At 61.7% G+C, this 25,314-nt stretch carries 28 protein-coding genes; 16 read left to right on the top strand and 12 right to left on the bottom strand.

Annotated elements, in window-relative coordinates; all coding sequences use genetic code 11:
- Window positions 1-7 precede the first annotated feature (7 nt).
- Window positions 8-1,537 (top strand): ABC transporter substrate-binding protein, encoded by a 1,530-nt coding sequence (locus RX328_RS41275; protein WP_213254556.1) that lies wholly within the window; start codon window positions 8-10, stop codon window positions 1,535-1,537.
- Window positions 1,538-1,661: 124 nt separating this feature from the next.
- Here RX328_RS41275 and RX328_RS41270 read toward each other — a convergent pair whose 3' ends face one another.
- Both RX328_RS41270 and RX328_RS41265 read right to left on the bottom strand, forming a co-directional pair.
- Window positions 1,662-2,387, bottom strand: coding sequence for a glutathione S-transferase family protein (locus RX328_RS41270; protein ID WP_213254558.1), 726 nt, complete (start codon window positions 2,385-2,387; stop codon window positions 1,662-1,664).
- Between the two features lie 213 nt (window positions 2,388-2,600).
- Entirely contained in the window at window positions 2,601-3,479 is an 879-nt protein-coding gene (locus tag RX328_RS41265) for an alpha/beta fold hydrolase (RefSeq protein ID WP_213254588.1), read from the bottom strand.
- A gap of 361 nt (window positions 3,480-3,840) precedes the next feature.
- On the opposite strand from RX328_RS41265, the gene RX328_RS41260 reads away from it, so the two are divergent.
- Complete coding sequence (locus RX328_RS41260; protein WP_213254560.1) at window positions 3,841-4,194, top strand: winged helix-turn-helix transcriptional regulator; 354 nt, start codon at window positions 3,841-3,843, stop codon at window positions 4,192-4,194.
- An 8-nt stretch (window positions 4,195-4,202) separates the two neighbouring features.
- Here the strand turns inward: RX328_RS41260 and RX328_RS41255 are convergent, their stop codons facing one another.
- Both RX328_RS41255 and RX328_RS41250 read right to left on the bottom strand, forming a co-directional pair.
- Window positions 4,203-4,406, bottom strand: coding sequence for a hypothetical protein (locus RX328_RS41255; protein ID WP_213254562.1), 204 nt, complete (start codon window positions 4,404-4,406; stop codon window positions 4,203-4,205).
- A gap of 64 nt (window positions 4,407-4,470) precedes the next feature.
- On the bottom strand, window positions 4,471-5,976 hold the full coding sequence (locus RX328_RS41250; protein ID WP_213254564.1) for an amidase: 1,506 nt from the start codon (window positions 5,974-5,976) through the stop codon (window positions 4,471-4,473).
- A 338-nt stretch (window positions 5,977-6,314) separates the two neighbouring features.
- Between RX328_RS41250 and RX328_RS41245 the strand changes: the two genes are divergently transcribed.
- Window positions 6,315-7,121, top strand: a complete 807-nt coding sequence (locus tag RX328_RS41245) for a transglutaminase-like domain-containing protein (protein WP_213254566.1) — start codon at window positions 6,315-6,317, stop codon at window positions 7,119-7,121.
- A gap of 62 nt (window positions 7,122-7,183) precedes the next feature.
- Window positions 7,184-7,432: a hypothetical protein gene (locus RX328_RS41240; protein WP_213254568.1), complete on the top strand. Its 249-nt coding sequence runs from the start codon at window positions 7,184-7,186 to the stop codon at window positions 7,430-7,432.
- Between the two features lie 69 nt (window positions 7,433-7,501).
- On the opposite strand, the gene RX328_RS41235 is transcribed toward RX328_RS41240, so the two are convergent.
- Window positions 7,502-7,846, bottom strand: coding sequence for a hypothetical protein (locus tag RX328_RS41235; RefSeq protein ID WP_249726979.1), 345 nt, complete (start codon window positions 7,844-7,846; stop codon window positions 7,502-7,504).
- Between the two features lie 509 nt (window positions 7,847-8,355).
- On the opposite strand from RX328_RS41235, the gene RX328_RS41230 reads away from it, so the two are divergent.
- From RX328_RS41230 to RX328_RS41200, 7 genes are all read left to right on the top strand, one after another.
- Entirely contained in the window at window positions 8,356-9,291 is a 936-nt protein-coding gene (locus RX328_RS41230; RefSeq protein ID WP_213254570.1) for a class I mannose-6-phosphate isomerase, read from the top strand.
- On the top strand, window positions 9,288-11,573 hold the full coding sequence (locus RX328_RS41225; protein WP_213254572.1) for a glycosyltransferase family 4 protein: 2,286 nt from the start codon (window positions 9,288-9,290) through the stop codon (window positions 11,571-11,573). The genes RX328_RS41230 and RX328_RS41225 overlap by 4 nt, the downstream gene beginning before the upstream one ends.
- A gap of 21 nt (window positions 11,574-11,594) precedes the next feature.
- The gene (locus RX328_RS41220) at window positions 11,595-12,908 is read left to right on the top strand and encodes a glycoside hydrolase family 130 protein (protein ID WP_213254574.1); all 1,314 of its coding nucleotides are present in this window, start codon (window positions 11,595-11,597) and stop codon (window positions 12,906-12,908) included.
- Between the two features lie 43 nt (window positions 12,909-12,951).
- Window positions 12,952-13,194 carry a hypothetical protein gene (locus tag RX328_RS41215; RefSeq protein WP_213254581.1) on the top strand — a complete coding sequence of 81 codons (243 nt, stop codon included), beginning with the start codon at window positions 12,952-12,954 and terminating at the stop codon, window positions 13,192-13,194.
- Between the two features lie 373 nt (window positions 13,195-13,567).
- Window positions 13,568-13,765: a hypothetical protein gene (locus RX328_RS41210; RefSeq protein ID WP_249726981.1), complete on the top strand. Its 198-nt coding sequence runs from the start codon at window positions 13,568-13,570 to the stop codon at window positions 13,763-13,765.
- 33 nt (window positions 13,766-13,798) lie between these two features.
- Window positions 13,799-14,035, top strand: coding sequence for a hypothetical protein (locus tag RX328_RS41205; protein ID WP_213254582.1), 237 nt, complete (start codon window positions 13,799-13,801; stop codon window positions 14,033-14,035).
- Between the two features lie 64 nt (window positions 14,036-14,099).
- Window positions 14,100-14,234 (top strand): hypothetical protein, encoded by a 135-nt coding sequence (locus tag RX328_RS41200; protein WP_283772419.1) that lies wholly within the window; start codon window positions 14,100-14,102, stop codon window positions 14,232-14,234.
- A gap of 65 nt (window positions 14,235-14,299) precedes the next feature.
- Here RX328_RS41200 and RX328_RS41195 read toward each other — a convergent pair whose 3' ends face one another.
- On the bottom strand, window positions 14,300-15,262 hold the full coding sequence (locus RX328_RS41195) for a VOC family protein (RefSeq protein WP_213254583.1): 963 nt from the start codon (window positions 15,260-15,262) through the stop codon (window positions 14,300-14,302).
- A gap of 148 nt (window positions 15,263-15,410) precedes the next feature.
- Here RX328_RS41195 and RX328_RS41190 point away from each other — a divergent pair, with 148 nt between their 5' ends.
- Complete coding sequence (locus RX328_RS41190) at window positions 15,411-15,698, top strand: hypothetical protein (RefSeq protein WP_213254584.1); 288 nt, start codon at window positions 15,411-15,413, stop codon at window positions 15,696-15,698.
- 852 nt (window positions 15,699-16,550) lie between these two features.
- Here the strand turns inward: RX328_RS41190 and RX328_RS41185 are convergent.
- Complete coding sequence (locus RX328_RS41185) at window positions 16,551-16,916, bottom strand: nuclear transport factor 2 family protein (RefSeq protein ID WP_213254264.1); 366 nt, start codon at window positions 16,914-16,916, stop codon at window positions 16,551-16,553.
- Between the two features lie 363 nt (window positions 16,917-17,279).
- Here RX328_RS41185 and RX328_RS41180 point away from each other — a divergent pair, with 363 nt between their 5' ends.
- Window positions 17,280-18,416 (top strand): alpha/beta fold hydrolase, encoded by a 1,137-nt coding sequence (locus RX328_RS41180; protein WP_213254262.1) that lies wholly within the window; start codon window positions 17,280-17,282, stop codon window positions 18,414-18,416.
- A gap of 70 nt (window positions 18,417-18,486) precedes the next feature.
- On the opposite strand, the gene RX328_RS41175 is transcribed toward RX328_RS41180, so the two are convergent.
- The gene (locus tag RX328_RS41175; RefSeq protein ID WP_213254260.1) at window positions 18,487-18,837 is read right to left on the bottom strand and encodes a RidA family protein; all 351 of its coding nucleotides are present in this window, start codon (window positions 18,835-18,837) and stop codon (window positions 18,487-18,489) included.
- A gap of 121 nt (window positions 18,838-18,958) precedes the next feature.
- Complete coding sequence (locus tag RX328_RS41170) at window positions 18,959-20,617, bottom strand: FAD-binding dehydrogenase (RefSeq protein WP_213254258.1); 1,659 nt, start codon at window positions 20,615-20,617, stop codon at window positions 18,959-18,961.
- Window positions 20,618-20,903: 286 nt separating this feature from the next.
- On the opposite strand from RX328_RS41170, the gene RX328_RS41165 reads away from it, so the two are divergent.
- A complete protein-coding gene (locus tag RX328_RS41165) occupies window positions 20,904-21,371 on the top strand; it encodes a hypothetical protein (protein ID WP_213254256.1) in 468 nt (155 codons plus the stop codon).
- A 71-nt stretch (window positions 21,372-21,442) separates the two neighbouring features.
- On the opposite strand, the gene RX328_RS41160 is transcribed toward RX328_RS41165, so the two are convergent.
- The 3 genes from RX328_RS41160 to RX328_RS41150 all read right to left on the bottom strand — a co-directional run bounded on the left by RX328_RS41160 (window position 21,443) and on the right by RX328_RS41150 (window position 24,114).
- Window positions 21,443-21,940, bottom strand: coding sequence for a ferritin-like domain-containing protein (locus RX328_RS41160; RefSeq protein ID WP_213254274.1), 498 nt, complete (start codon window positions 21,938-21,940; stop codon window positions 21,443-21,445).
- An 84-nt stretch (window positions 21,941-22,024) separates the two neighbouring features.
- The gene (locus tag RX328_RS41155) at window positions 22,025-22,450 is read right to left on the bottom strand and encodes a DUF4142 domain-containing protein (protein ID WP_317258592.1); all 426 of its coding nucleotides are present in this window, start codon (window positions 22,448-22,450) and stop codon (window positions 22,025-22,027) included.
- 269 nt (window positions 22,451-22,719) lie between these two features.
- A complete protein-coding gene (locus RX328_RS41150) occupies window positions 22,720-24,114 on the bottom strand; it encodes a cytochrome B6 (RefSeq protein WP_213254252.1) in 1,395 nt (464 codons plus the stop codon).
- 339 nt (window positions 24,115-24,453) lie between these two features.
- Between RX328_RS41150 and RX328_RS41145 the strand changes: the two genes are divergently transcribed.
- Window positions 24,454-24,645 (top strand): hypothetical protein, encoded by a 192-nt coding sequence (locus RX328_RS41145; RefSeq protein WP_213254250.1) that lies wholly within the window; start codon window positions 24,454-24,456, stop codon window positions 24,643-24,645.
- Window positions 24,646-24,668: 23 nt separating this feature from the next.
- Complete coding sequence (locus tag RX328_RS41140) at window positions 24,669-25,259, top strand: SCO family protein (protein ID WP_213254248.1); 591 nt, start codon at window positions 24,669-24,671, stop codon at window positions 25,257-25,259.
- The last annotated feature ends 55 nt before the right edge of the window (window positions 25,260-25,314 follow it).

Below are 25,314 nucleotides of genomic sequence, written 5' to 3'. Positions count from 1 at the left end.
GAGCGACATGCGTATGCAAAACAAGCTCGGCGTTGCAATTCTGACGGCGGTTCTATCAGGTGTCGCCGCGTTGCCCGCTTCGGCGCAGAAATCCGCCGACACGCTGCGGATCGTGATGCGCGACGCGCTTCCCAACATCGATCCCTTCTACAACAATCTGCGCACCGGCGTGGTGATGCACCACCAGGGCTGGGACGCGCTGGTCTACCGCAATCCCGATACGTTCAAGCTCGAACCGCTGCTCGCCACCGAATGGAAGCTGCCGGACCCGACCACGATCGAGTTCACGCTGCGGCCGGGCGTCAAGTTTCATGACGGCAGCCCGTTCACGGCCGACGACGTCGTTTACACCATCAACATCGTTGCCGATCCGGCGAGCCGCGTCTCGACCCCATCGAACTACAACTGGATCGACAAGGCGGAGAAGACCGGCGATCTTTCGGTGCGCGTCAAGCTGAAGCGGCCAAACCCCGCGGCGCTGGAATATTTCGCGCTGGTGCTGCCGATCTATCCCAAGGCCTATCGCGAGAAGGTCGGTGCGGAAGGTTACGCCAAGGCGCCGGTCGGCGCGGGTCCCTACAAGATCACCAAAGTAGAGCCCGGCGTCACCATCGACTTCGAGCGCTTCGAGGACTACTGGGCCGGCAGCCCCAAGGGCAAGCCGGCGATCAAGAAGATGAGCGTGCGTTTCGTGCCGGATGCCGGCACCGAGATGACGGAATTGCTCGCCGGCCGCGCCGACTGGATCTGGAACATGAACCCGGACCAGCTTGAGCCCGTGAACCGGATGCCGCATCTGCAGGCGGTGCGCAAGGAATCGATGCGGATCGGCTTTCTCTCGATGGATGCGGCCGGCCGCACCGGCGCCGACAATCCCCTGACCAAGCTCAAGGTGCGTCAGGCGATCTGGTACGCGATCGACCGCAAGGCGATCGCCGACAAGCTCGTCACTGGCGGCAGCCGCGTCCCCGCCGCACCATGCTTCCCATCGCAGTTCGGCTGCGATGCCGAAGCGGCGATAAGCTACGACTACAATCCGGCGAAGGCCAAGCAGCTCCTTACCGAGGCCGGTTATCCCGATGGATTCGACGTCGAGCTTGCGAGCTACGTGCTGCCGCAATGGGGCTCCTCGGTGCAGAACTATCTGCATGCGGTCGGCATTCGCGCCAAGCTCAACCAGCTCCAGACGGCGGCGCTGATCCAGCGGGCCAAGGCCGGCGAATTGAGGATGTATCTCGGGAGCTGGGGCAGCTATTCGATCAACGACGTCTCCGCCATTCTGCCGAACTACTTCGACGGCGGCGCCGACGACTATGCGCGCGATCCCGACGTGCAGAAATGGCTGGTCCAGGGCGGCTCATCTATCAACCCGGAGGTGCGCAAGGAGGCCTATTCGGCGGCGATCAAGAAGATCACCGAACAAGCCTATTGGGCGCCGCTGCACACCTATGTGACGACCTACGGCCACTCCAAGCAGCTCGACTTCACCCCGTACCCGGATGAGCTGCCGCGCTTCTATCTGGCGAAGTGGAAATAGAGGTTCTGGCCGCGTCGGCCGTTCAACCCCGCCATGTGGACGCCGGGCTGCTTCCCGGCGTTCCACTTGGCGCGATCGAGCTAGCAAACGCGTCAAAACGAGAATCTAGAGCTTCGGTTCTGATTCAATCAGAACCGATAATACTCTGGTCACCGAACCGCTCGATAACATCCGCGAGTGGGATATGGCCGACACAAGCGCCTGTTCCCGAACCGATATCTCCGCTCTCCAGCGCCGTCGCATAGATGACGGCGGGGTCGGCCTCAATGCGCCGCCGCACCGCGGCGAGTTTTGGCCAGCGTGCCGGATCGGCGACTTGATGGAAGTCGAGCCAGCGCGCGACGCCGACCAGAACGCCGTCTGCAAGGGTCGGGCGCTCACCCATGAGAAAAGGATGATTCCCGATCATGGCTTCGAGCTTGTCATGCCGCTCGATCACCCGTGCGGCGCCGAACTCGCGTAGCGATGCCTGCATTTGCGGGTTCGGTTTCGCCATCTCCATCGCCGCCCACAGCGGCGCGAAGGCGCCAGTGAAGCCGGTGTTAACAAAGCCGATCAGTTGGTGCATCCGGTCTGCTTCCGGCGAAAGCGGTGCGAAGCTGATGCACCGCTCGCTGTCTCTTGCCTCGAGCCAGGCAGCGATCGCCATCGTCTCGGTCAGCACGCGCCCGGCATCCGTGATCAGCACCGGCGTTTCATGCCGGGCATTGATGCGGGCATAGGAAGGGTCGCGCATCTCGCCGAGCATATCGACACGGCACAGCCGATGGGGTTTGCCAAGCCATTCAAAGGCGGCGACAAGTCCCATCGAGCTTCCGGCCGGGAAGCCATAAACAAGTATCGGTTCCATTGGTATGTTCTCCGTGATTTCTGCCGATCACGCTGCGCAGCGTGACTGGAATCTACGGATCGGGCTGCCCAAGTAAATTACGCACCTTTTTGTAACCACGAGTAGTCAGATGAAAGATCTCGTCTCCCGCTGACATAACAGTGCCCAGCATCTTTCTTTCGGTCGCGCCAGTATCCGCTGAATTTACGATCTCCTACAACTGCCGCTGCGGTGTCATCTCGCTATCGGTTCTATTCGCGAGAGAAAACCGCGTGTAAGCGAGACAACTTCGGGCAGGTTCGTCTCCAGGAGCCAATGGCCTCCGTCCAGCAAATGCAACTCTGCGTTCGGCAGGTCACGCCGATAAGCGCGTGCGGAGGCTTCGGGCATGAAGCCGTCCTGCGGCCCCCAGACGATCAGCGTAGGTGGCTGGTGGTCGCGTAGGTAGGACTGGTAACGCGGAAACCAGGCGATGTTCTCTCGCAAGCCCGCGATCAGGCCGATGAAGATCTCCCGTCGTCTGGGCGTCGTCAGCGACCAATGCAGCTTCCAAAGATCCGGAGAGATGCGCTCGGCGAGCTCGGAACGGACGTCATTCAGGTACTCATCCCGGTATCCTTCCTCGCTCACAGCTTCACCGAGCTTGACTCTGCCTTCCGGCGTGGGATTGCGGAAATACTGCTGGAGCGAAGCGTACTTCGGGCCCATTTCATCTTCATAGATGTCGCCGTTCTGAATGATCAGCGCGGCAATGCGGTCGGGCCGACGAATCGCCAGCCGAAGACCGATCTGCGATCCGAAATCGTGTAGATAGAGCGCGAAACGATCAACGCCCAGGCGGCTGGTGAATCGATCGAGAAAATCGGCATAGCCGTCGAAATTGTACGCGAAGTCGTCTGGCGTATCGCTATAGCCGCACCCCGGAAAGTCGGGTGCGATAAGCCGATAGCGATCCGCCAAGAACGGCATGAAATTGCGAAATTCGTAAGACGAGCAGGGGTAGCCGTGGGGTAGCAGGACCGTCGGCGCATTGGGCGGTCCGGCTTCACGGTAGAAGATGCTGATGCCGTTCAACTCGACAAACCGGTGTGTCACGGAGTCTGCTGAAACCATTTTTGATGCCTTGCGTTCAACCGACTGAAAGCTGAACATTGCGCAGGCGCTCTAGTTCCGTGTCATCCGGACTATCGGCACCGTTGATTGTGCCGATCGCGTGCCCGGTTACGCGCCGTTTCTCTAACGCGCGCTCTCGTCGCCAGTTCACATTGGACATGACGCTGAACAATCCTGCGGAGGCATCTATCCGTGCGGTCAGTCAGCCCCTTAGTTCCCGGCCGGGAAGCCATAAACAAGAATCGGTTCCACTGGTATGCTCTCCGTGATTTCTGCCGATCACGCTGCGCAGCGTGACTGGAATCTACGGATCGCGCTGCCCAAGTAAATTGCGCACCTTTTTGTAACCACGAGTAGTCAGATGAAAGATCTCGTCTCCCGCTGTCCCATCGAAGAAGTGATGCAGGTCATCAGCGGTCGCTGGCCCAGCCTGCTGATCTACTATCTGAAGCAGGGCACCAAACGCTTCAGCGATCTGCGCAGGGACAACCCCACCATCTCGCAGAAGATGCTCACTCTGGAGCTTCGCAAGCTGGAGGAGGCCGGCATTGTCGAACGCAGTGAATTCGAGGGATATCCGTTGCGCGTGGAATACGATCTGACGCCGGCTGGCCTCAAGCTCGTGCCGTTGCTTGATGCCCTGGGCAGCTGGTGGGATGCGACGGCCGCTGGCCGCAGCCAGGGCGGCACGGTGCCGGTCGAGGTGACAAAATGACCTCGGGGCTATACGTCAGCTCTGCGGCAGCCCTTCTTGTCTGGGATCACAAGATATTTTTGCTCGTCGTGAGCATCGTCCGGCCACGCCTCGATGTCTTCCTCGACATCGGTAAGCCAGAAAAACTTGCCGGTCTTCCGGCAAAGGACGGCCTCGTTTCCCATGCTGACGAACTCGACCGTATTTTCCAGCTCGTTCCGGTCGATCAGCATCGCTGCTCTCCTGCTTGACCCCAGCGACGCCGCTTCCCTCTCGCGCTGCCCAATCAGATCGCATCTAAGCTTTCGGCGTGTGATTGTCAGGCTGTGAATCTCTCGTCACATGCACACCCGGCGTCTGTCCCGCGTTCCACTTGCCGCCGATCGCGCGCTCGATCTGGGCCGCCAGCTGCAACAGCAGCCCATCATTCGCTTGCTTGGCGATGGCCTGGATACCGAGCGGCAGGCCGTGCTCGTGGGTCGCGAGCGGCAGCGAGATCGCCGGGATGCCGCAGAGATTGGCGAGCGGGGTAAAGGCAAAATTGCGCCAGAGATTGCCGAACCAGTCGAGCACGTCGGGATTGTCGCTGATGGTGAGATATTCCGTGGTGCCGACCTTCGGCGTCGGCAGTGCCGTGATGGGGGTCAGGATGATGTCCCAGTCCTCGAAGAACGCGCCGAAGCCGCGCGAGGTCGTGTTGAATACCGCCTGCATGCGCGCTCGGTCCGCGTAGGACGTGTGCCGGCCATGCTCCCAGATCCGGATGTTGATAGGTTCGATCAGATCTTCCGGCGGCTGTTCGAGGCCGCGCGCGGCCAGCATGTTGGAGATCACGACGGCAAAATTGCTGATGTAGCAGGTGGTCTGAGCCGCGAAGGCTTCGCCATAGTCCAGATCGGGCAGGGCGTAATCGACGCGATGCCCAAGGCCCTCGAGAAAGCGTCCGGCCTTCTGCAGCTCGGCTGCAATATGCGGCGTCGCACGGTAATCGCCCCACTGGTACGACAGCGCGATTTTCAGCCGGGCAGGATCACGTGTGATCATCCGCGTGTAAGGCTCCGGCGGGCTCCAGAACGGCATGAATTCGCCCGGCGCCGGACCGCGGCAGGCGTCGACGAAGGCGGCGGTATCGCGCACCGTGCGCGACTGGCAGCCTTGAATCGAGACCAGTCCGCTCAAATCAGAGAGGTGCGGCGACAGCGAGAACACGCCGCGCGAGACTTTCAGCCCGATATTGCCGTTGACGCCGGCGGGAATCCGGATCGAGCCGCCGCCGTCGGTCGCGTGCGCGATGGGCACCGCGCCGGCGGCGACCATCGCGGCACTGCCGGCTGACGATCCGCAGGTGCTGTAGTCGGTATTCCAGGGATTGCGCGTGACGTAGACGGCGGGATTATCGGCCGAGCTGCAAACGCCGAATTCCGGCGTCGTGGTGCGCCCGATCAGATTGAGCCCGGCCGTGCGCATCTTCCGCGTCAGGAAGGTATCGGCGGTGGCGCGATTGCCGCGCATGAACAACGAGCCCATTTCCTGCAGCCGGCCCTTGAGCGTCGGACCGAGGTCCTTCACCAGAAACGGCAGGCCGGCAAAGGGACCGTCGAGATTGGTGCCATCGGTGGCGGGATCGGCGACCGCATCCTCGAACACCTCGACGACGCCCAACAGTGCAGGATTGACCTTCGCGATGCCGGCGGCGGCCTGCGCCGCCAGTTCCTTGGCCGTCAGCTCGCCCTTCGCGACACGCGCAGCCAGCGCCACGCCATCATGATCGGTCCATTCATCCCAGCTCATCGGCAAGTTCATGCAATCGGTCCCTTGGGAAAATAGCTCGGACCTTAGAACATGATTGGGGAAAAGCGGAACTGTTTTTCACCGGTCCGCAGATCGGTTCATTGTGACCTTCCCGCCGGCTGTTGAGCGGCTGCGTCTCTAGGAGCGGAAATCTATGCTGCGCGCGATGATGCCGGGAGGAGTGTCTTCAAACTGTCCAGAAATTTGCGGGACACGCATGCCCTCGATCCGGCGATTAGCTATCGGTTTCTTTGGCGTCCGCCGCATTTGGTTGAATAAGCCAGCCACCGCCTTGTATTCGCTGGCTTCGTAGCCACTTCGAGCATGCGGCAGCCGGAAAGGGCCTTCGAGTGAAGATTCGCGTCGGATTCGAAATGATCTACGATTTCCCGCAGCCGACGCCGATGATCATGGTGCTGGGCACGCACTTCACCCGTGCGTCCGACGTCATCGTGCCGGATTTCCTCACCACCGACCCAGTCGTCGAGATCACCCCCTATCGCGACATGTTTGGCAATTGGTGCAGCCGCATGGTTGCGCCCGCCGGCCGCGTGCGTCTTGCGGCCGACGGCGTCGTTCGCGACAGCGGTCTGCCAGATCCGGTGTTTACTTCCGCCGTTCAGCACGCGGTCGAGGACCTGCCCCCGGACACTTTGGCCTATCTGCTCGGCAGCCGCTATTGCGAGACCGACCGGCTTTCGGAAATCGCCTGGCAATTGTTCGGGAAAAAGCCGCCGGGCTGGGCGCGAGTCCAGGCGATCTGCGATTTCGTCCACCATCACATCGCCTTCGGATATGAGTATGCTCGCGCCAGCAAGACAGCGTGGGAGGCTTACCAGGAAGGCAAGGGCGTCTGCCGCGACTACGCCCATCTTGCCGTTGCGTTCTGCCGCTGCATGAACATTCCCGCGCGCTATTGCACGGGCTATCTCAGCGACATCGGCACGCCGAAGCCGTGGGCTGCAGGCGATTTCGCCGGCTGGTTCGAAGCCTATGTCGGTGGGCACTGGCGTACGTTCGATCCGCGCAATAACGTGCCAAGGATCGGTCGCATCCTGATTGCGCAGGGGCGCGACGCTTCCGACGTGCCGATCACCCAGACCTTTGGGCCGAACACATTGGTCGGCTTCAAGGTCTGGACCGACGAGGTTGCGTGACGACGGTCGCCGCGCGTCGACCTGCTTGATTTGAACTGCGACCAATCGGGAAAGGAACTCGGATGAAAACGACTCTCGCCGTGCTGGCACTATGCGCATGTGCGTCGGGCGCTCTTGCCGCTGCGCCAGAGTGCCGTGCGATCGACAACGCCAATGCGCGCCTGTCGTGCTACGACGCCGCGCATCCTCCGAAAATGGAAAAGCCCCTTATCCCCGAAAAAGACCCGTCGCGAGACGCCTACAAAGATCCTTTCAGCGCAGAAGACGCCAGGACCAACGCCAAGCTGAAGAATATCTGCCGCGGTTGCTGAGATGGAGGCGCCGGCCGGTAGAGGGCTTTTTCTTCGCACAGGCGACAAACGGCGCGACAGCCAGCTTTGCTAGCTCAACAAGGTACGCACCCTCATGGCGGCATCGTAGATCTGGACCTGAAGCATCGGATAGGCGGTCTTCAGCTTACGACCGGAGACCTCGGCAGCCTCGATCGTATCAAACTCCGATTTGAAATGGCCGTCGACAATCGTCGCGAACCCTTCGGTCGGAGGCCTGTCGGCCCGCACCGCCTTCTTCGGCTCTGGTTCTTCAATTGAAAGCACGGATTTTTTCATCGTTATTCCTTTCGCGTTCACCGCGATGATTTGATCTGCGTGGAAGCTGGTTTCAAAAGCCGCGGTTGGCGCATCGTGATGCGCGTCTTCCGTCACTGCGGCGTTACCACTGGACAATAACTGCTCCAGCGATCAGGAGACCAAGAACAACTGGTACCAGGATTGGAGGTACCAGCCACTCTCGCAGATTGAATTGTTGGCTGGTGGACATATTAACCGCCCGTCGTGTGGCGGGAGTACAAGACTCTCAGTCACCGATAGCAGCCAATGAAGGGGCGGTGATCCGTATAGCAGACGCTCTTTTCATGACGATGTCGAGCGAAATCCCGAAGCGGAGGCAAGGGTCAGCGTGCCGCATCTTTCCGATGGCGAGAGCAGCGTGATGTGGAGCTGGGATCGATCTCCAGTCCGCCTATGCCGTCCTCGGTGTGCCGTCTTGCGCTATATCGACCGGGCGCGAAGCAAAATGGTTGCTATTGGGTGCGGCAGTATCCATATGAGCAACAGGGTAACCGGTTCCGCAACAAGGCGTGTCCGGCAGACGCGACGCTTAGCCACACATCCTGCTGATGATATCGACCAACGGCATGTCGCTTCGGCATGCGCGTCATGGGTCAGGAGATCCTATGCCCATCGAACACGCGTCCGTACGGGCCATGCCCAAGCCCTGGGGCGTCAGCGATCTCCAGCCATGGAGCAGCATCGACGGTACCGGGGGTGCGGTGGGAGAGCTTTGGTTCGAGCGCGCCGACAGCAATGCGCCGACTCCTGCCTTGCTTCTCAAGTTGCTGTTCAGCAGCGCGCCATTGTCGATCCAGGTCCATCCGGACGATACGTTTGCGCGCGCAATGGGGATGCCGAACGGCAAGAGCGAGGCATGGTACATCATCTCGGCGGAGCCGGGCGCGCAGATCGGCGTCGGCCTGAATCGACGGATCACACCACAGGAACTACGGACGGCGATCACGAATGGCTCGATCGTTGATCTGGTTCAATGGCGTCCGGTTGCGAAAGGCGATGTCATCTTCATTCCGGCTGGGACCATCCACGCTCTCGGCGCCGGCATCGTGCTCGCCGAGATTCAACAGCGCAGCGATACGACATTCCGCCTGTTCGACTACGGCAGGCAGCGTGAACTGCACATCGACAATGGGGTCGCAGTCGCGAACATCGCTCCACTTCGACCTCCACGTCATCCAGTCCGCCTGACTCTTGAGCGGACGGTTCTGGTCGCGAGCCAGCATTTTGTGCTCGAGCGGCTTGAGTTGCCCGAGGGTTCAAGCTGGGCGCTGCTCGCCGATTCGGAGACTTGGGTTCTCGCTCTCGACGGCCATGCGGCGATCGGATTGGCCGCGCTGTCCGTCGGGCAGGCGATCTTCGTCGGCGGCGGTCGCGCCAGCATCGAAGTCGGTGCCAACGGGCTAACCGCCCTGGTCGCATATCCCGCAAGCGGTCCGATCGGCTCCCTTTTGCACAGGCTTTCCGGGCAATCGATCAAGCCTGCTCGGTCCGTTGCTTCCGACGTGGCGAAACTCACCGGCCTGGCCGAGGCGCACACGTGACGCCGCTACGCAGAATCGCCGTGATCGGCAATTCGTTGCCTCGCCGCTGCGGAATTGCGACATTTTCGACCGACCTGCAACGCGCAATCTCGAATTCGGAGCCAAACCTGCAAACCTGCATCGTGGCGATGACCGACCACGATCAGACCTATGACTATCCGGCCTCGGTCGCGTTGCAGATCAAGGACGCCAGCGTCGAGGAGTATGTGGCCGGTGCGGCGTTTCTCAACGCCGGCCGGTTCGACATCGTCTGTCTGCAGCACGAGTTCGGAATTTTCGGCGGCGAGGCCGGGGCTCATATCCTGGAACTGCTGTCGCGCCTTACCATGCCGGTCGTCACGACGCTGCACACGGTGCTGGCCGCGCCGACCGCGGCTCAACGCGCGGTGATGGAGCGCATCGTCGAGATCTCCTCGAAGGTCGTCGTGATGGCCAACAAGGGCCGTGAACTGCTGCGCAACGTCTATCGCGTGCCGGACGACAAGATCGAGGTCATAGCCCATGGCATCCCCGACTTTCCGTTCGTCGCGCCGGACGAGGCAAAGGCCAAGCTCGGATTCAGCAACCGGTCGGTCATTCTGACGTTCGGCCTGCTGTCCCCCAGCAAGGGCATTGAGGTCATGATCGACGCCATGCCCTCGATCCTGAAAAGACGGCCGGACGCGGTCTATGTGGTACTTGGTGCGACGCATCCCAATCTGGTTCGTGACCAGGGCGAAGCCTATCGCGGCAGCCTGATGGCACGCGTGCGCAAACTTGGCGTCGAGGATCACGTCGTATTCCTCGACCAGTTCGTGGATCAGGCCACGCTGCTCGAATTCATTTCAATGTGCGACGTCTATGTCACGCCCTATCTCAACGAGGCGCAGATGACGTCGGGCACGCTGGCCTACAGCTTCGGCCTCGGCAAGCCGGTCGTCTCAACACCTTATTGGCATGCGCGCGAACTGCTGGCCGACGGCCGCGGCGTTCTCGTTTCCTTTGGCGACGCGATGGGGATCGGCAACGAAATAGCGGGCCTGCTTACCGACGGTCCTCGCCGTCAGGCGATGCGCGAGCGCGCCTACGCTGCCAGCCGATCGATGACATGGGAGCGCACAGCCGAGCGTTACATGACCACCTTCGACAATGCACGGCACGGCCACCGGCTGAAGGTGATTGCGCGTGCCCGACCGGACGCAATCGCGCCGCACCGCCCCGCCGTGCCCGACATGCAATTGGGCCATTTCCTGTCGATGTGCGACGATACCGGCCTGTTTCAGCACGCCGTGCATTCGGTACCTGATCGTGCGCACGGCTACTGCGTGGACGACAACGCCCGCGCGTTGCTGCTGGCCTGCGCGCTCAATGAACCGGGCGAGCACCCGCTTTCGGAAAGCCAGACGGGCCGCTTTGCCGCCTTTGTGCAGCATGCGTGGAATCCCGATACCAGACGCTTTCGCAACTTCATGGGTTTCAACCGGACCTGGCTCGAAGATAAAGGCTCCGAGGACAGTCACGGGCGAACTCTGTGGGCCCTGGGCGAATGCGCGCGGAAGGATGCCAGCCGGTCACGGCGTCGCTGGGCAGCGGCCTTGTTTGCCGAAGCTCTGTCGACCGCCGCGAGCTTTCGTTCGCCTCGCGCAATGGCCTTCACGCTGCTCGGCCTCGACGCCTATTGTGCCGTAACTCCGGATGATCAGCGCGCCCGTGAGATCAGGCATTCTCTTGCCGACGGACTGGTTTCGGGCCTGGATTTGGTCGAGACGCCCAACTGGGTGTGGTTCGAGGAAGGCCTGGCGTATGACAACGCCCGCCTCCCGCAGGCACTGATCGCTACGGGCTTTGCAACGCAAACGCCGGCCTATACCGATGCTGGCTTGAGAACCCTGCGCTGGTTGATGACACAGCAGACGACGTCAACTGGGCATTTCCGTCCCGTGGGTACGACGAGCTTCGGACGACTTCGAAAGCCTCCTGGCGCGTTCGATCAGCAGCCGGTGGAGGCCAGCGCAACGATTGCGGCATGTCTGGTCGCCTGGCGGGCGGAGGGCGACGCCGAATGGAAGGCGATCGCGGCCAGGGTTTTTTCCTGGTTTTTCGGCGGCAACGACCTGTCGGTGGCGCTGGTCGATTCCGATACCGGCACTTGCCGCGACGGGCTGCATCCTGACCGCGCCAATGAAAATTGCGGCGGAGAGTCGGTCGTGTCCTATCTACTGGCGCTCGCCGAGATGCGCCAGCTTGCGCGCGTCAATATTGATCCGACCAACCCCGTGGCGCTTCGCGCCATAGGCGCTTGATTAAAGCGCCTACTCACGCAAATGCGAACAGAGGGCACGCTGTTGCAAGCCACGTTTATCAATCGGCGGGCGCTCCATCTGCGGCCTGATCCTGCGCGCGTGATCGTGCGTCCGTTCAAGCCAGCGACCGAACCGCGCGATCTCAACCCGACCGACAAGACACGCGCCAACCATATTGTCGAGCGCGTTCTCAATCTCGATTCGCAGGCTGCGGCCGGCCAATTAGCGGACGTGCTGGAGAATTTTCAGGGCCGGCACCGCAACTTGCTAAAGACGTTTGAGCTGCGTGCCGATGAGATGGAGGAGGCGCTGCTGGCGCACTCTACGTTTTCCGAAGTGCAGCGCCAACTGATCGGCGCCTACTTCGTGCACGAATATTCCTTCGAAGCGTCGGCACTGTTCAATCCAAGCATCGTGCCGCACCCCGACCAGTCGGGAATCCCGAGCGGCAGCCTGCGCTTCATTCTGAGCCTCCGAGCCGTCGGCGAGGGGCATGTATCGTCGCTGACGTTTCGCGCCGGCACGATCGCGGCGGATGGCAGCATTACAGTCGATCCGACCGCCCGGCTCGCTACGAGTCCCCGGGTCACGCACCGGACCGCCGGACCGAGCGGCGATGAAGTCGATGTCGTTTTCGAGCTGGCACCGGACATCAGCGAACGGGTGATCTTTCCGGTGACGGAGTCGCAATCGAACGGCATCGAAGACGCGCGCTTCGTCCAATTCAGCGACGGCGGTCGGACGACCTATTACGCAACTTATACCGCCTATAAGGGCACTGCCATCCGATCGGAGTTGATCGAAACCGCCGACTTCCTCTCGTTTCGGATGACGCCGCTGCAAGGCGCAGCCGCGCGCAACAAGGGCATGGCGCTCTTCCCGCGGAAAATCGATGGCAGGTACGCCATGATTGCGCGACAGGACAACGAGAATCTCTATCTGGTTTATTCGGACGATCTCTACAGATGGGAAGGCGGTCAGGCGGTCCTGAGGCCGCAATTTCCCTGGGAGTTCGTGCAGATCGGCAACTGCGGATCGCCAATCGAACTGGAGGAGGGCTGGCTGATGTTGACGCACGGTGTCGGCCCGGTCCGGAAATATTCGATCGGCGCAGCGCTGCTGGACAAGCGCGACCCCTCCAGGGTGCTGGCACGTTCGCGTGAACCGTTGCTGCGACCCGAACCATCCGAACGCGAAGGCTACGTTCCCAATGTGGTCTATACCTGCGGGGCGATGACGCACAACGGTCAACTCATTTTGCCTTACGCCGTCTCGGATACGTACTCCAACTTTGCGACAATCGAAATTTCTGCGCTGATGCGATCGATGGCCTGAATCAGAAATCGCGCGGTGCGACCCGCATTCCTAAGGAGAGCCCATGGCTCGCGAAACAAGCTACTTCGTTCAGGCCTTCGATGCCGGCCGGGGAGGAAACCTGAAAGCGGGCGTTCCGATAGCCTGCAAAACGGCAACGGGCGCGCTTCGCACCGCGGAGCGGCTGGCCGAGAGCAAGCTCGGGGTTGTTGCCTTCTCATCCACCGGTGACCCTGAGATGGGCGACTATGACGACGAGCCGACGGTCATCTTCCGCAAGGGAGAGCTGCCATCGGCCTTCGATTGAGATAGGCCCGACAAATTTCCGCGGATCGAGCCAGGTAGATCGCTTCGAGTTGGACGCGACGGGATTACGTCAGCGCCCCTTCCGTAGTCGCGCTCGAGGTCGGGATAAGGTGAAGTACGAGCATTGCCACCGGCAGGCGCTCGCGGTTGTCGCCGCGGCGTTTTAGCGCTCGCTATTGCCGCGACGCGAGCCTAGAGTTGATTATCACCGCGTTTCCCACGGCGTCTATCGGTGACTGAGGGCTAGCAACGCTCACGCCCGACGAACGGAGCGCTTTTGTTGTCCCAAGGTTGCTTGGCTGCCGACCGGACCGTCCCGCTGGCAATCGTTCCGCCGCTTCTTCCATTGTTGGTGTCGGCCGTGGCATTCCCGCATGGATAGGACGAGCGAACTGCATTACCTGATCAGCGGCAACAATCAATTTGGCCGGGTCAATCTTAGCCGTGCGGCGGCGGGGGCTGCCGTCAAGAAGGCAAAGGAGCTTTTGCAGGAAGGTTATTTGGACGTGAGGATATCCACGCCCCGGGGCCGGATCGTGTTGTCTGATGAGTTCGATCAGCTTGAAGAATAGCGGGGCGCCCACAAAAGGTCCGGGAGGCAAGCCGTGAGCAGACCCTTCAAGACCGCCGATGAGCTCCAGGACATGATTGTCGAGCAGGCAAGGATTCTCCATGGTCCCTGGCCTTCGGGGATGACGATGTTTGTTTTCGATGATGCTTACGGATGGAGCGCGAGCATCAGTCGGCCAGCGTCCGAGGGCGACAATTTCTACCGCACCCGCACGCTGGATCTGATCAGGACGTTGAAGGTCAGATATGACCTCGACGCGCCTCGGCTCTAGTCGACAACGATATCTAGCCGGATCTGCATTGGTTCAGGCATCACCATCAACCCAGGAGATCGACATGGCCAAAAGCGAGCAAAGAGGCAATCGGGAAGCCAAGAAACCCAAGAAGGAGAAGATCAAGGTAATTGCCGCAGCACCGAGCCAGAAGGCCGGAGGCTGGCAGCCAACCTTGGGTTCCGGTAAGAAGAAATAATGTTCGGTGCTCGCATGGCCTATCGGCGCATGCTGAACCGGGCTAACCGACGATCGCGCCCAGCATCAAACCTTGATTAGCCGCACCTTGGTGCCCCAGGGATCGGCGGTCTCGATGCTGTTCGTAATCGCAGCCGCCGGCGCGCCGGCCTGCCGCAGGCGCTGCTCCTGGGCCTGCAGGATCTCCTCCGACGCGACCTCGAGCGAAAACCATGCAAGTCCCGTGGCCGCATCATTCCGCCGGCCGGCGCCGGCGCTCTGCCAGACATTGATGCCGAGGTGATGGTGATAGCGTCCCGATGATAGGAACGCGGCACCGGTTCGTTTGCGCGTCGGATCGAAGCCGATGGCGCCGCCATAAAAGCGGTCGGCCTGTTCGAGGTCGCCGACGCGCAGGTGCATGTGGCCGATGCGAAGGCCGTCGGGTGCCGCGGCATAGTTGGAGATGCGCGGATTTGTCAGCGCCAGCAGGCCGTCGATATCGAGCGGGTCGGTGGCCATCGCCACCGTGCCGCCATCCCACTTCCAGCTTTCGGGCGCGCGGTCGGCGTAGACCTCGATGCCGTTGCCTTCGGGATCGTCGAGATAGACGGACTCGCTGACAAGATGGTCGGCAAAGCCGGAGAGCGGCACCTTGTTCGTCGCGGCCTGCACCAGCCAGCGCGCGAGATCCTTGCGGGTCGGCATCAGGAAGGCGGTGTGATAGAGGCCCGCCGCATTCCGTGCCTCGCTGGCGGCGCCCGCGCGCAGGGTGAGATCAAGCAGCGCCACGCCGCCCGCGCCGAGACGGGCACCCGTAGCCGTGCGCTGCATCACGGTGAGCCCGATCGCATCGCGATAGTAATCGGTGACGAGATCGAGGTTACGCACGCGCAAGGTCACCATGCCGATCCGCATCGGTGTGCGGTTGGCGAAGGTCGGTCCTCCGTCGGCCACGCCCTCTGCCTGCGCCGCGGCAACGGCCGCGGCTGATAGCGACGAGGCGCCGGCGAGGTGGAGCAGTGTGCGGCGCGTCAGCTCGATGGTCATGAAATTTCCCTTTCACAGATCGTTCAGTGAAGCAAATCCTGCGCCGGTTTCAATGTCCGCGACGCCGCATAAAAACTAACCGGAACCTTCGTTGCAGCAGAACGTTTTGCTCCGAGCAAGCTGTTTTTCAAGCCTTTGGAGACCGAAAATGACCCGCCTCGCGGCAGCGATTTTTGCAGCGGTAATCGGAGTGAGTGCGGCCTCTGCCCAATCCACGGCACCATCGGGCGAGAAGGAGGAGACGGCCTGCACGACATCACCGGCTGCGACGTCGGGAAGCGGCGAGGAGAAGACGTCGAATTCAGTCACCGTCGGCAAGAGCGCGGTGCTGCCCGATGCGGGCGGCACGGACTCTGCCGCGCCGACGGTGCAGAGCGGCGACGAGCCGCTGAAGGCTTCCCCGAACTGTCCGCCGGATTCCACACCAAAAGATTGACGACGAGATCCGTAGGGCGGGCAAAGGCGCCCTTGCGCCGTGCCCACCATCGGCGATCGCACTTCTCGATGGTGGGCACGCTATCGCTTTGCTCACCCTACTGGATTGCGAACTGATTTGCGGCGCGCAAAAGCGAAAATTTAATGCGCGGCTGCGACCAATTGGCACGACGGGCAAATCACCAAAAGTCTGTCCAGACCTTCTTGCAAAAATATTCCGCTTAACAGGCCGGGCAAATCAGCCGCATAACTCCGCCCGTCTCACCCGATGGAGGGGCGGCTCGCGATCGTCACGAACGTGCGGTGGGATGCGATGGACGCGAGAGGCGCACAAGACGGTGGCGCCCGACGCGTACGGCGAAGTCGTGTGGTTCTGGCGCCGCGGTGCTGGCGTTAAGTCCTTTGGAAGCGAAGCTTCTCGGGGGCGACGGTGGCAAGAAAGCCGTTCACCGGGAAGAGCACGAAGTAAGCCGTAAAGCCATTGCGCAGGGAAGGCCGGGATGCTCCCGCTGTACCTGTATGCTCGTGTGCGCGTTCTTAGTGCGCAAATTGCACACGAGACCGCGGGTGCGGCGCGCACCCGGTCTTCCCTGCGCCCTCTGTGTTTCGGAAGGGCGAAAAGAAAATGCAAACTCGGGCGCCATGCGTCGCGAGAACGCCGCTTCATATTCCCTTGTCGTCACCCGCGAAGGCGGGTGACCCAGTATTCCAGAGGCGCCAGTGATTCAAGCGATAAGCCGCGGCGTACTGGATCCCCCCTCGCGGGGATGACCATGGTGTGTTGCTTTGCTTCGCGGTGCCTGCCATCGGACTCGCCGAAGGCGAGCCGGGTGGCGGGATGTCGGTTGGTCGGCTATGCCCCCGCCGGCACCTGATCGAGGAAGCCGGTGATGCTGCGGATGCGGCCGTCGCTAAGAACGGCGAAATCCGTGCCCTTGATCGGAGTATCGCCGCCTTCGGGGCCGAGGCCCCAGGAGAAGCGGACGTAGTCGCCAAAACCATTCGGCTCGCCGATCAGCCTGAACCTGAAATCCGGAAACCGCTGCTGCACGCCAGCGATCAGCGCGTCCACGCCGTCATGGCCGTCGCCCGACATCAGCGGGTCGACATATCGGGCATCACTCGTCCAGTTCTGGCTGAGAATTTCGCGGCGGCGGCTTGGCGTCCGCTCATTCCACAGTTCGATGTAGCTGCGGGCGATCTTGTTGATGTCGGTCATCATGCTCTCCTTCGTTTCGGCCGAATGGGCCGGCTGACCGACTATCGAAAAATCCGACGCGCCAATCGATTACCTCGGAGGTTAAGGATTTCGATTTTTGCTGATACATGCATCCTCCGTCCCGTCGCCGCGGGCCTGGACGTCCAGCGCATCGAGGAAACATCGCACCTTGGCGGGCACAAACCGGCGGGCCGGCAGTAGCGCGTGAATGTTGAGCGGCTCGCAGGATGATCAGCGAGGGTGTGACGATCGACCAGCTAGGGCCTGCGCCGGATTTGGCGTAAAAGCATGCGATCTCGTTGTTCCAGAACAGCTCGATCCTGCCGTCCTCACCATGACGGCACGACCAATCGGTGAACGGGTGTGGTAGAGAAGCCAAAGAGGCCGGAGGAACATGCGGGCGCCGACTGGACGCAGGTGTGGCTGTGGCCGCTCGAAGCCACGCGATTGGCGCTCGACAGCTACGCGCAATGGATCGCCGATCAGAAACCTGCGCCTTCCCGCGCGCCGGAGCAGACACCGCTCGCCTGGACCACGCCAAACGCGGTGTTGCAACTTCAGTCGATGCGATTGCGCGAGTTTTCGCGAGGGGATGCGGGGCAGCCGGTGCTCGTTTGCGCGCCCTATGCGCTGCACGGCGCGCTGGTTGCGGACTTCGCGCCGGGCCACAGTCTGGTAGGGGCGTTGCAACGAGGCGGCATGAACCGCATCTATGTCACGGACTGGCGCTCGGCCACGCTGGAAATGCGCCATCTGTCGATCGACAATTATCTTGCCGAGCTCAACGTCGCGATCGACGAGATCGGCGCGCCGGTCGATCTTGTCGGCCTGTGCCAGGGCGGGTGGCTGTCGCTGGTCTACGCTGCTCGTTTTCCCGGCAAGGTGCGGCGGCTGGTGCTCGCCGGCGCTCCGGTTGATGTTTCCACGCCGTCAGAACTCTCGAAGATGGTGGCCGCACTTCCCCGTCAGGCTTTCGAGCAGATGGTGCAGCAGGGAGGAGGAATCGTGAACGGCGAGCACATGCTGCGGTTCTGGAACATTCCGTTCAGCCAGCATGACGTCGAAGCCGTGCTGCAAAGGAATCTTCGCGATCGATCGGACGAGGCCCGCATGCTGCTGGACCGTTTCAAGCGCTGGGATCGCGCGCCGCTGGATCTGCCGGGAGTCTATTATCTCGAGGTGACCGACCGCGTGTTTCGTCAGAACCAGATCGCTGAAGGACGTTTCGTCGCCCTCGGTCGCCGGATCGATCTCGCCGAGGTGCGCGTGCCGGTCTTCCTGCTGGCGGGAGAGAACGACATCGTGGTCCCGCGCGATCAGGCGTTCGCCACAGTTCGGCTATTGGGCACGCAACCAGCGTGGCTGGAACGGGCCTCCGAACCATGCGATCACCTCAGCCTGTTCATGGGGCGAAAAGTTCTGAGCCATTCCTGGCGCCGGATCGCCCAGTGGCTTCAGGCTGATATCGGCGATGTCACGGGCGAACGGATCAGCGCGTGAGAGGCCGATGAAAATGCCCCGGATGGCGTCTGCAATCCGGGGCAGCAAGACGGTTAGTGGCTGGCTGGCGTTACTTCGCCGCGACCACCATGATCTCGACATTGTATTGCGGAGCGGCGAGCTTGGCCTCGACGGTGGCGCGCGCCGGCGTGTTGCCGGCCGAGACCCAGCCGTCCCACACCGCGTTCATCTCGGGAAAGGTCTTCATGTCGGTGATATAGATCGTGGCCGACAACAGCTTCGATTTGTCGGTGCCGGCCTTGGCGAGATGGCCGTCGATGATCGACAGAATGTCCTGCGTCTGCTCGGTCACGCTCTTGCCGGCGGCCTTGCCGGCAACGACGCCCGCGAGATAGACGGTGTTGCCGTGGACGATGACCTGGCTCATGCGAGGTCCGGTTTCGAAGCGCTGGATGGTCATATTGTTCTCCTAATGAGGGGCGGCGGTTACTTAGCGCGCTCGCGTCCCATGCGCCACTGCGTTATTTGCATTGAGATTGCAGCCGCCATGCCGGGACAAGCCTGACCATCGCGGCGAAAAATCAGGAAGCCGCCTTGGCCGCCGCGCGTCCCGCATTCCTCCCCGAGAACAGGCAGCCGCCGAGGAAGGTGCCTTCCAGCGAGCGGTAGCCATGCATGCCGCCGCCGCCAAATCCGGCGGCTTCGCCGGCGGCGTAAAGCCCCCGGATGATCTCGCCGTTGGTGCCGAACACGCGCGAGTCGAGATCGGTCTCGAAACCGCCCAGCGTCTTGCGCGTCAGGATGTTGAGCTTGACCGCAATCAGCGGTCCGTGTTCGGGGTCGAGAATTCGATGCGGCTTTGCGGTGCGGATCAACTTGTCGCCGATGTAGCGGCGCGCATTGTGCAGGTTCATCACCTGCGCGTCCTTGACGTAAGGATTGGTGATCTCGCGGTCGCGCGCCTCGATTTGCGCCTTGATGTGATCGAGCTTGAGCAGGTCGCTGCCTGCGAGCGCGTTCATCGCGCTGACGAGGTCGCCGAGATTGTCGCGCACGATGAAATCGGCGCCGTTCTGCTTGAACGCTTCCACCGGCGCCGGCGCCCCCTTGTTGGTGGCGCGCTTGATCGTCATGCGCCAGCTCTTGCCTGTGAGGTCGGGATTCTGCTCGGAGCCGGAGAGCGCAAACTCCTTTTTGATGATGCTCTGGGTCAGGATGAACCAGGAATAATCATAGCCGGTCGACATGATGTATTGCAGTTGGCCGAGCGTGTCGGAGCCGGGGAAGAGTGGCGCGGGCAGGCGTTTGCCCGTGGCGTCGAACCACATCGAGGAGGGGCCGGGCAGGATACGGATGCCGTGGCGTGGCCAGATCGGGTTCCAGTTCCGGATGCCCTCGACATAATGCCACATCCGGTCGCGGTTGATCAGTCGCGCGCCGGCGGCCTCGGTGATGCCGATCATGCGGCCATCGACATGTTCGGGGACGCCGGAGACCATGAATTTCGGCGGCTCGCCCAGGCGCTTCGGCCAGTTCTGCCGGACCATGTCATGATTGCCGCCGATGCCGCCGGAAGCGACGATCACCGCCTGCGCCCGCAGCGTGAAATCGCCGATCACCTGGCGCGAGGAGCTCCTGCCGCGCTCGACGCTATCAGGTTCGAGCACAGAACCGCCGACCCCCTCAACCGCGCCGTTCGTCATCACGAGTGTGTCGACGCGGTGGCGGAACTTGAACGTTAACCGGCCATTTTTTTGCGCTTCGCGCGCGCGGCGCTCGAACGGCTCGACGATGCCGGGGCCGGTGCCCCAGGTGACGTGAAAGCGCGGCACTGAATTGCCATGGCCCATTGCGTCATAGCCGCCGCGCTCGGCCCAGCCGACCACCGGAAAAATACGGTGGCCCATCGCGCGGAGCCAGTCGCGCTTCTCGCCGGCGGCGAACGCCACATAGGCTTCCGCCCACCGCTTGGGCCAATGGTCGTCGCCGCGGTCGAAGCCCGCGGTCCCCATCCAGTCCTGCAATGCGAGATCAAACGAATCCTTAATGCCGAGCCGGCGCTGTTCGGGAGAGTCGACCAGAAACAATCCGCCGAACGACCAAAAGGCTTGTCCGCCAAGGCTTTGTTCGCCTTCCTGGTCGACGACAATGACGCGCTTGCCGGCATCTGCGATCTCCGTCGCCGCGACCAGCCCCGCCAAGCCACTGCCAACCACGATTACGTCTGCGTCATCAGCCATCGTTTCCTCCCCATGCCGCTTTTGATTCAAGCCCGCGTCCTTGCGCGTGGTCAACGGCAAACGGACTCTAGCCTGTGCCCGCATTGCCACCGCGCTAGTGGTTGCATGTTCCAGTCTGGGACCTTTTCGCGGGAAGGGTGCAGCGGCCAAGCAACACTTAATTTGAATTTGTTTTGACTAGCTGTGGCTGCCTAGACAAAATCACGATCTCAAACGACGCTACGCCACGTCTTGCATCACGAAGACGATCAGATTCGGTTTCGACATTTTTGGACTGGGGCGGGATATGAAGCTGGTGACGGGGTTGCTTGCCGCGGTGCTGCTGCTGGCGGGGGTAGGGGCGAGCCAGGCGGTGGTGCGGATCGCGGATGACCGCGGCGGCCGGATCGGCACCTATGTCGACAAATACCAGGGCCTGCGTACCTCGGGCGAAACCGTGATCATTGATGGCCTGTGCGCCTCGGCTTGCACCATCGTGCTCGGCGCGGTTCCCCATGACCGGATCTGCGTTACCTCGCACGCCAATCTCGGCTTCCATGCCGCTTGGGATTTCGGCGCCAACGGCCGCGCCGTCATGAACCCCGAAGCGACTCAGATGCTGTATTCGATGTATCCGCCGCCGGTGCGCAGATGGATCGCGGCGCGCGGCGGCCTGACCCAACGCATGCTCTTCCTGCGCGGCAAGCAGCTTCAGGCGATGTACAGGCCCTGCTATCTCGACGCCCAGGCGTCCTCGAACAAGCCCCCGCGCTGAGCCGAACGGCTGCTGCTCTGCAACGCCGGAGCGGTCGTCAGGCTCAGTTCACAAGAACGGCCTGCAGGATCCTAGGCAGCGCGCGCTTCGTGGGCGACGTACTCGCGAGTCACGTTTCCAACGTTTGCATCGATCCAGGCGGCCATCTCCTGTTCCTCCTGGAGTGATGCCTGAAGCGGGGCACGCGCGGATTCCATGCCGGCTGGGCTACAAAGCTCCAACAGGGACTTGTAGGCCGCGATCTCAAAATGCTCGAACGCATTGTTTGCGAACGTATTCTTCAGAATTTCGTCGCCTGCCATCGCGTTCAGCATCGCAGCGGTGTTGCCCATTACCGATTGCGCCGTATCCTTTAGGCTCGAGGTCGTTTCGCCGCAGGACTCGAGGCACTGCTCCAATCGCCTGAGCTGGCCATTGGTTTCTTCCAGATGGGCTCGAACCTTGGCCTTGACTTGCGGGTAATCATCCAGCCGCTCAGACTGCCGCTCCAGCAGCTCACGGGCCTGGACCTCCATCGAATGTGCGTTACGCAATCCGACCACAAAAATATCACGAGCACTGGTAGGCATGGTGGTCTCCTTCAGATTGATCATTGAGGCACAATCAACAGACATGCTGAGCGTTCCTCGCCGACCGGCTTTTTGAACGCCCGGTTACTTTCGCTTCTCTCGATCTGTTGGCGGTACGTCAGCTTGGGCTTGCTGCGCCATTTCCATGGCAATGGCCTGCGCCATCCGGAGATGGCCCAGTACGGTCGGCAGGATGTCCGATGCGAAGTCCTTCAGTTCCGCGTTCTCTCCTGAACCGATCTCGTATTGCAGAAGCTGTGCTGCCTTCTGATGCTCGATGATCTGGCCCTGGATGTAGGCGTGGTCGAACTGGGCACCGTCAGATTGTTGGAGCCTGACGTGCATGGCTTTGTGTTCCTCGTCCAGTCGATCGGGCGGCGCGATGCCGACTGTCCTTACGAGTGCCGCTAGCCTGTCGTTGGCGGCGCTGTGATCGCGGATCATGTGCTCGGCAAATTCCTTTACGGCACGGCCCGATGCTTTTTGTGCCGCAAGCTTGCCGAACTCCACCTCCGCCAATCCGCTGATCGTCGCCGCGTGAATGAAGGCGCGGTCGGGTTGATTGGTTTGTCGCGGAGCGGGCACTCCGGGCGCTGATTGTTTGGTACCTGGCGACATGCCGCCGGGGTTGCCGGGTGCCGGGCTCGCCGGATTGGTCGACTGAGCAAGGGCGGGTGGCGCAAGAAGCGCAGTAGCAAGCGATGCGACGGCAACGAAGCGAATCATTTCAACCTCCTTCGACGGCCGGGGACATTGACCGCTGCGAGCGTAGGGCGGCGTCACAGCGTGAGCATGTAGGCCACCAGCGAATCCTTCTCCTCCTGTGTCAGCTTCAGGCCGAGCACCAGGTTGAAGAACTCGACCGTGTCGGCGAGCGTCAGCAGCCGCCCATCATGAAAATAGGGCGGCGAGTCCTTGATGCCGCGCAACGTCAAGGTCTTGATCGATCCGTCGGGCAACGCCACCAGGCCGTTGACGGTCTGGCCTATGTTGTAGAAGCGCTCGAGCTTCAGATCGTGCATATTGTTGTCCAGGAACGATGTCTGCGGCGTATGGCATTGTCCGCACTGGCCCTTGCCCAGAAAGACCTGTTCTCCTGCGAGTTCCTGCTGGGTCGCCTTGCTGGGGTCCAGGCGTCCCATTGGGTTGAGCTTCGGTGCTGGCGGGAAGTCGATGATGTTTTGCATCTGCGCCATCATCGGCACCTGATCAAATCGGTCCGGCAGGTTCACGCCCTTGCGTTGCGCGCTGACGTGATCGCCGTTGAAATACGCCGTCCGCTGCTCGAATTGGGTGAAGTCCTCGACCGAGCGCAGCGATCGCTTCGAGCCGTGAATCTGCTGGTTGAACATGCCACGAAGGCTCACCGTGTCGAGGCGGAAGCGCGCCGCCTGCGGACGAACGTCAGGCGTCAGGTGGAAGGCCGCGTTGGTGTGGAAATTGGCATGGCAGTCGAGGCAGGTGACGCCAAGACTCTGGTCCGCGCTCTTGCGATCCTCTGTCTGGTTGAACTCTTCCTGCGGGAACGGCGTCAGCAGGAGACGCAGTCCCTCCATTTGCACAGGGGTAAGGAGGCCGACCATCAGTTGATAGTGGTTCTTGATTGTCAGGAGCTGGCCGTGGGAGACGTCGCCCAACTCCGGGTGCGTTGTGAGAAAGATCGGCGGTGGAAACTCGGGCGTGAACCGATCCGGAAGGTCGAAGTCGATATCGAACCGCCTGATATTGCGGAGCTCCTGCCGGCCCACCTCATCGATCTGCTGGTTCGGGAAAACCTGACCGCCGGTCGCCTGTTTAACGTGCGGCAGCGGCATGAATCCGGCCGGCAGCAGGCCGCGCTCGCGGATCTCGTCCGGACTCATCGCCGACAGGCTGTCCCAGGTAACGCCTGCGGGGAGCTTGACACGCACACCCCCCTGCACCGGCTTTCGCCCGCCTGACATTATGACGTTGGCGATCGGCCGATTCGAGAGGTCGTAGCGCTGCTCAAGCAGGGCCTGCTGACGCTGCATGACCTGCGTCTTCTGGGCCTCGTCGAGCGCCTTGACGGCATCGAACGGCAGCGTTGGAAGTGGCCGATAGGTCGCGTCGGGAGGCAGCGGGCCAGCCAGCGCGGCGACTGCAAGCAGGGCTGCTCCGGCCAGCGGAAGAGCAATTCTCAGGCGTTTTGACATTGATGGCCTCCGACTTCGGAGTGCGCAAATGTGAGCGCGACAAATGCGGGCTCCCAACGCGGATGCGCTGCCAAACGCGTGCAACTCATCATTGTTCCTAATGAAATACATCAGCGGCAGTGCTTGCCGGTTTCGACTGCGTCATTCGCAACTTCCGCAGGATATCACCTCGCCAGATTCGCAAGGTCTACCAATGCGTGTGGAAAGCGTCAGGGCCTGCTGACGCGCGCTCCGGTGACATCCCCGTCGCTTTTGTCGCAGCTTGCCCTCCGCATGACGTGATCTCTCCTCCGGCCATTCCGCTTGCCTGCTCGGGGAACTCGCCCTATCTGAACCTTCATGGTTCAGCCGATCTCCACCCGACAGGACATAGCGGCCGCCCGGCAGCAAAGCGGGGTGGCCGCGGTGATCGCTTGGAGCGCTGCCGGCCTCGGTGCGCTGGTCGTGCTCGGCGCGGCTGCATTGTGGTTCCATTACGGCACCACGGTGTTTTTCGAAATGATCGCCGCCGGCATCTCGGCCTGCTTCTGACCGGGCAATAAGGAATTCCTTTCATGGACCGGACGATCCGCCCGCTGGTGATTATCGCTGCCTTCGCTGCGAGCCTTGCGATCGGGCTGACGATCATGCTGTGGGCAATGGGCGGCTTGCGAACCGTCACAGCGCCGGCCGCGATCGGCGGGCCGTTTCAACTGACCGATCAGTCCGGCCAGACCGTCACCGAGCAGAATTTGAAGGGCAAGCCGACACTGATCTTCTTCGGCTTCACCCATTGCCCCGATGTCTGCCCGACGGCGCTATTCGAGATTTCGGAAGTGCTGAAGGCGATGGGCAAGGACGCCGATCGCGTCAACGCCTGGTTCGTCTCAGTCGATCCCGAGCGCGATACCGCCGCCGCGATGAAGGACTATCTCTCCAGCTTCGACCCGCATTTGAAGGGGCTGACCGGCTCGCCGGACGCGGTGGCGAAAGTGCTTTCGGCCTACCGGGTCTATGCCCGGAAAGTCCCGCTCAAGGACGGTGACTACACCATGGACCATACCGCGCTGGTCTATCTGATGGACCGCGACGGCAATTTCGTAGCGCCCTTCAATCTGAAACGGGCGCCGGAGGAAGCCGCCAAGGATTTGAAGCGCTATCTCTGAGCGGCGTCGCTGGTCAAAGGGCGAAAACGGCCTCGCATCGCGGGCCGGATGGTCT

This window comes from Bradyrhizobium sp. sBnM-33 (assembly GCF_032917945.1).
Classification (GTDB): Bacteria; Pseudomonadota; Alphaproteobacteria; order Rhizobiales; family Xanthobacteraceae; genus Bradyrhizobium.
The sequence above is the reverse complement of the archived record's forward strand: the minus strand, read 5'-3'. Positions and strand labels throughout refer to the sequence as shown.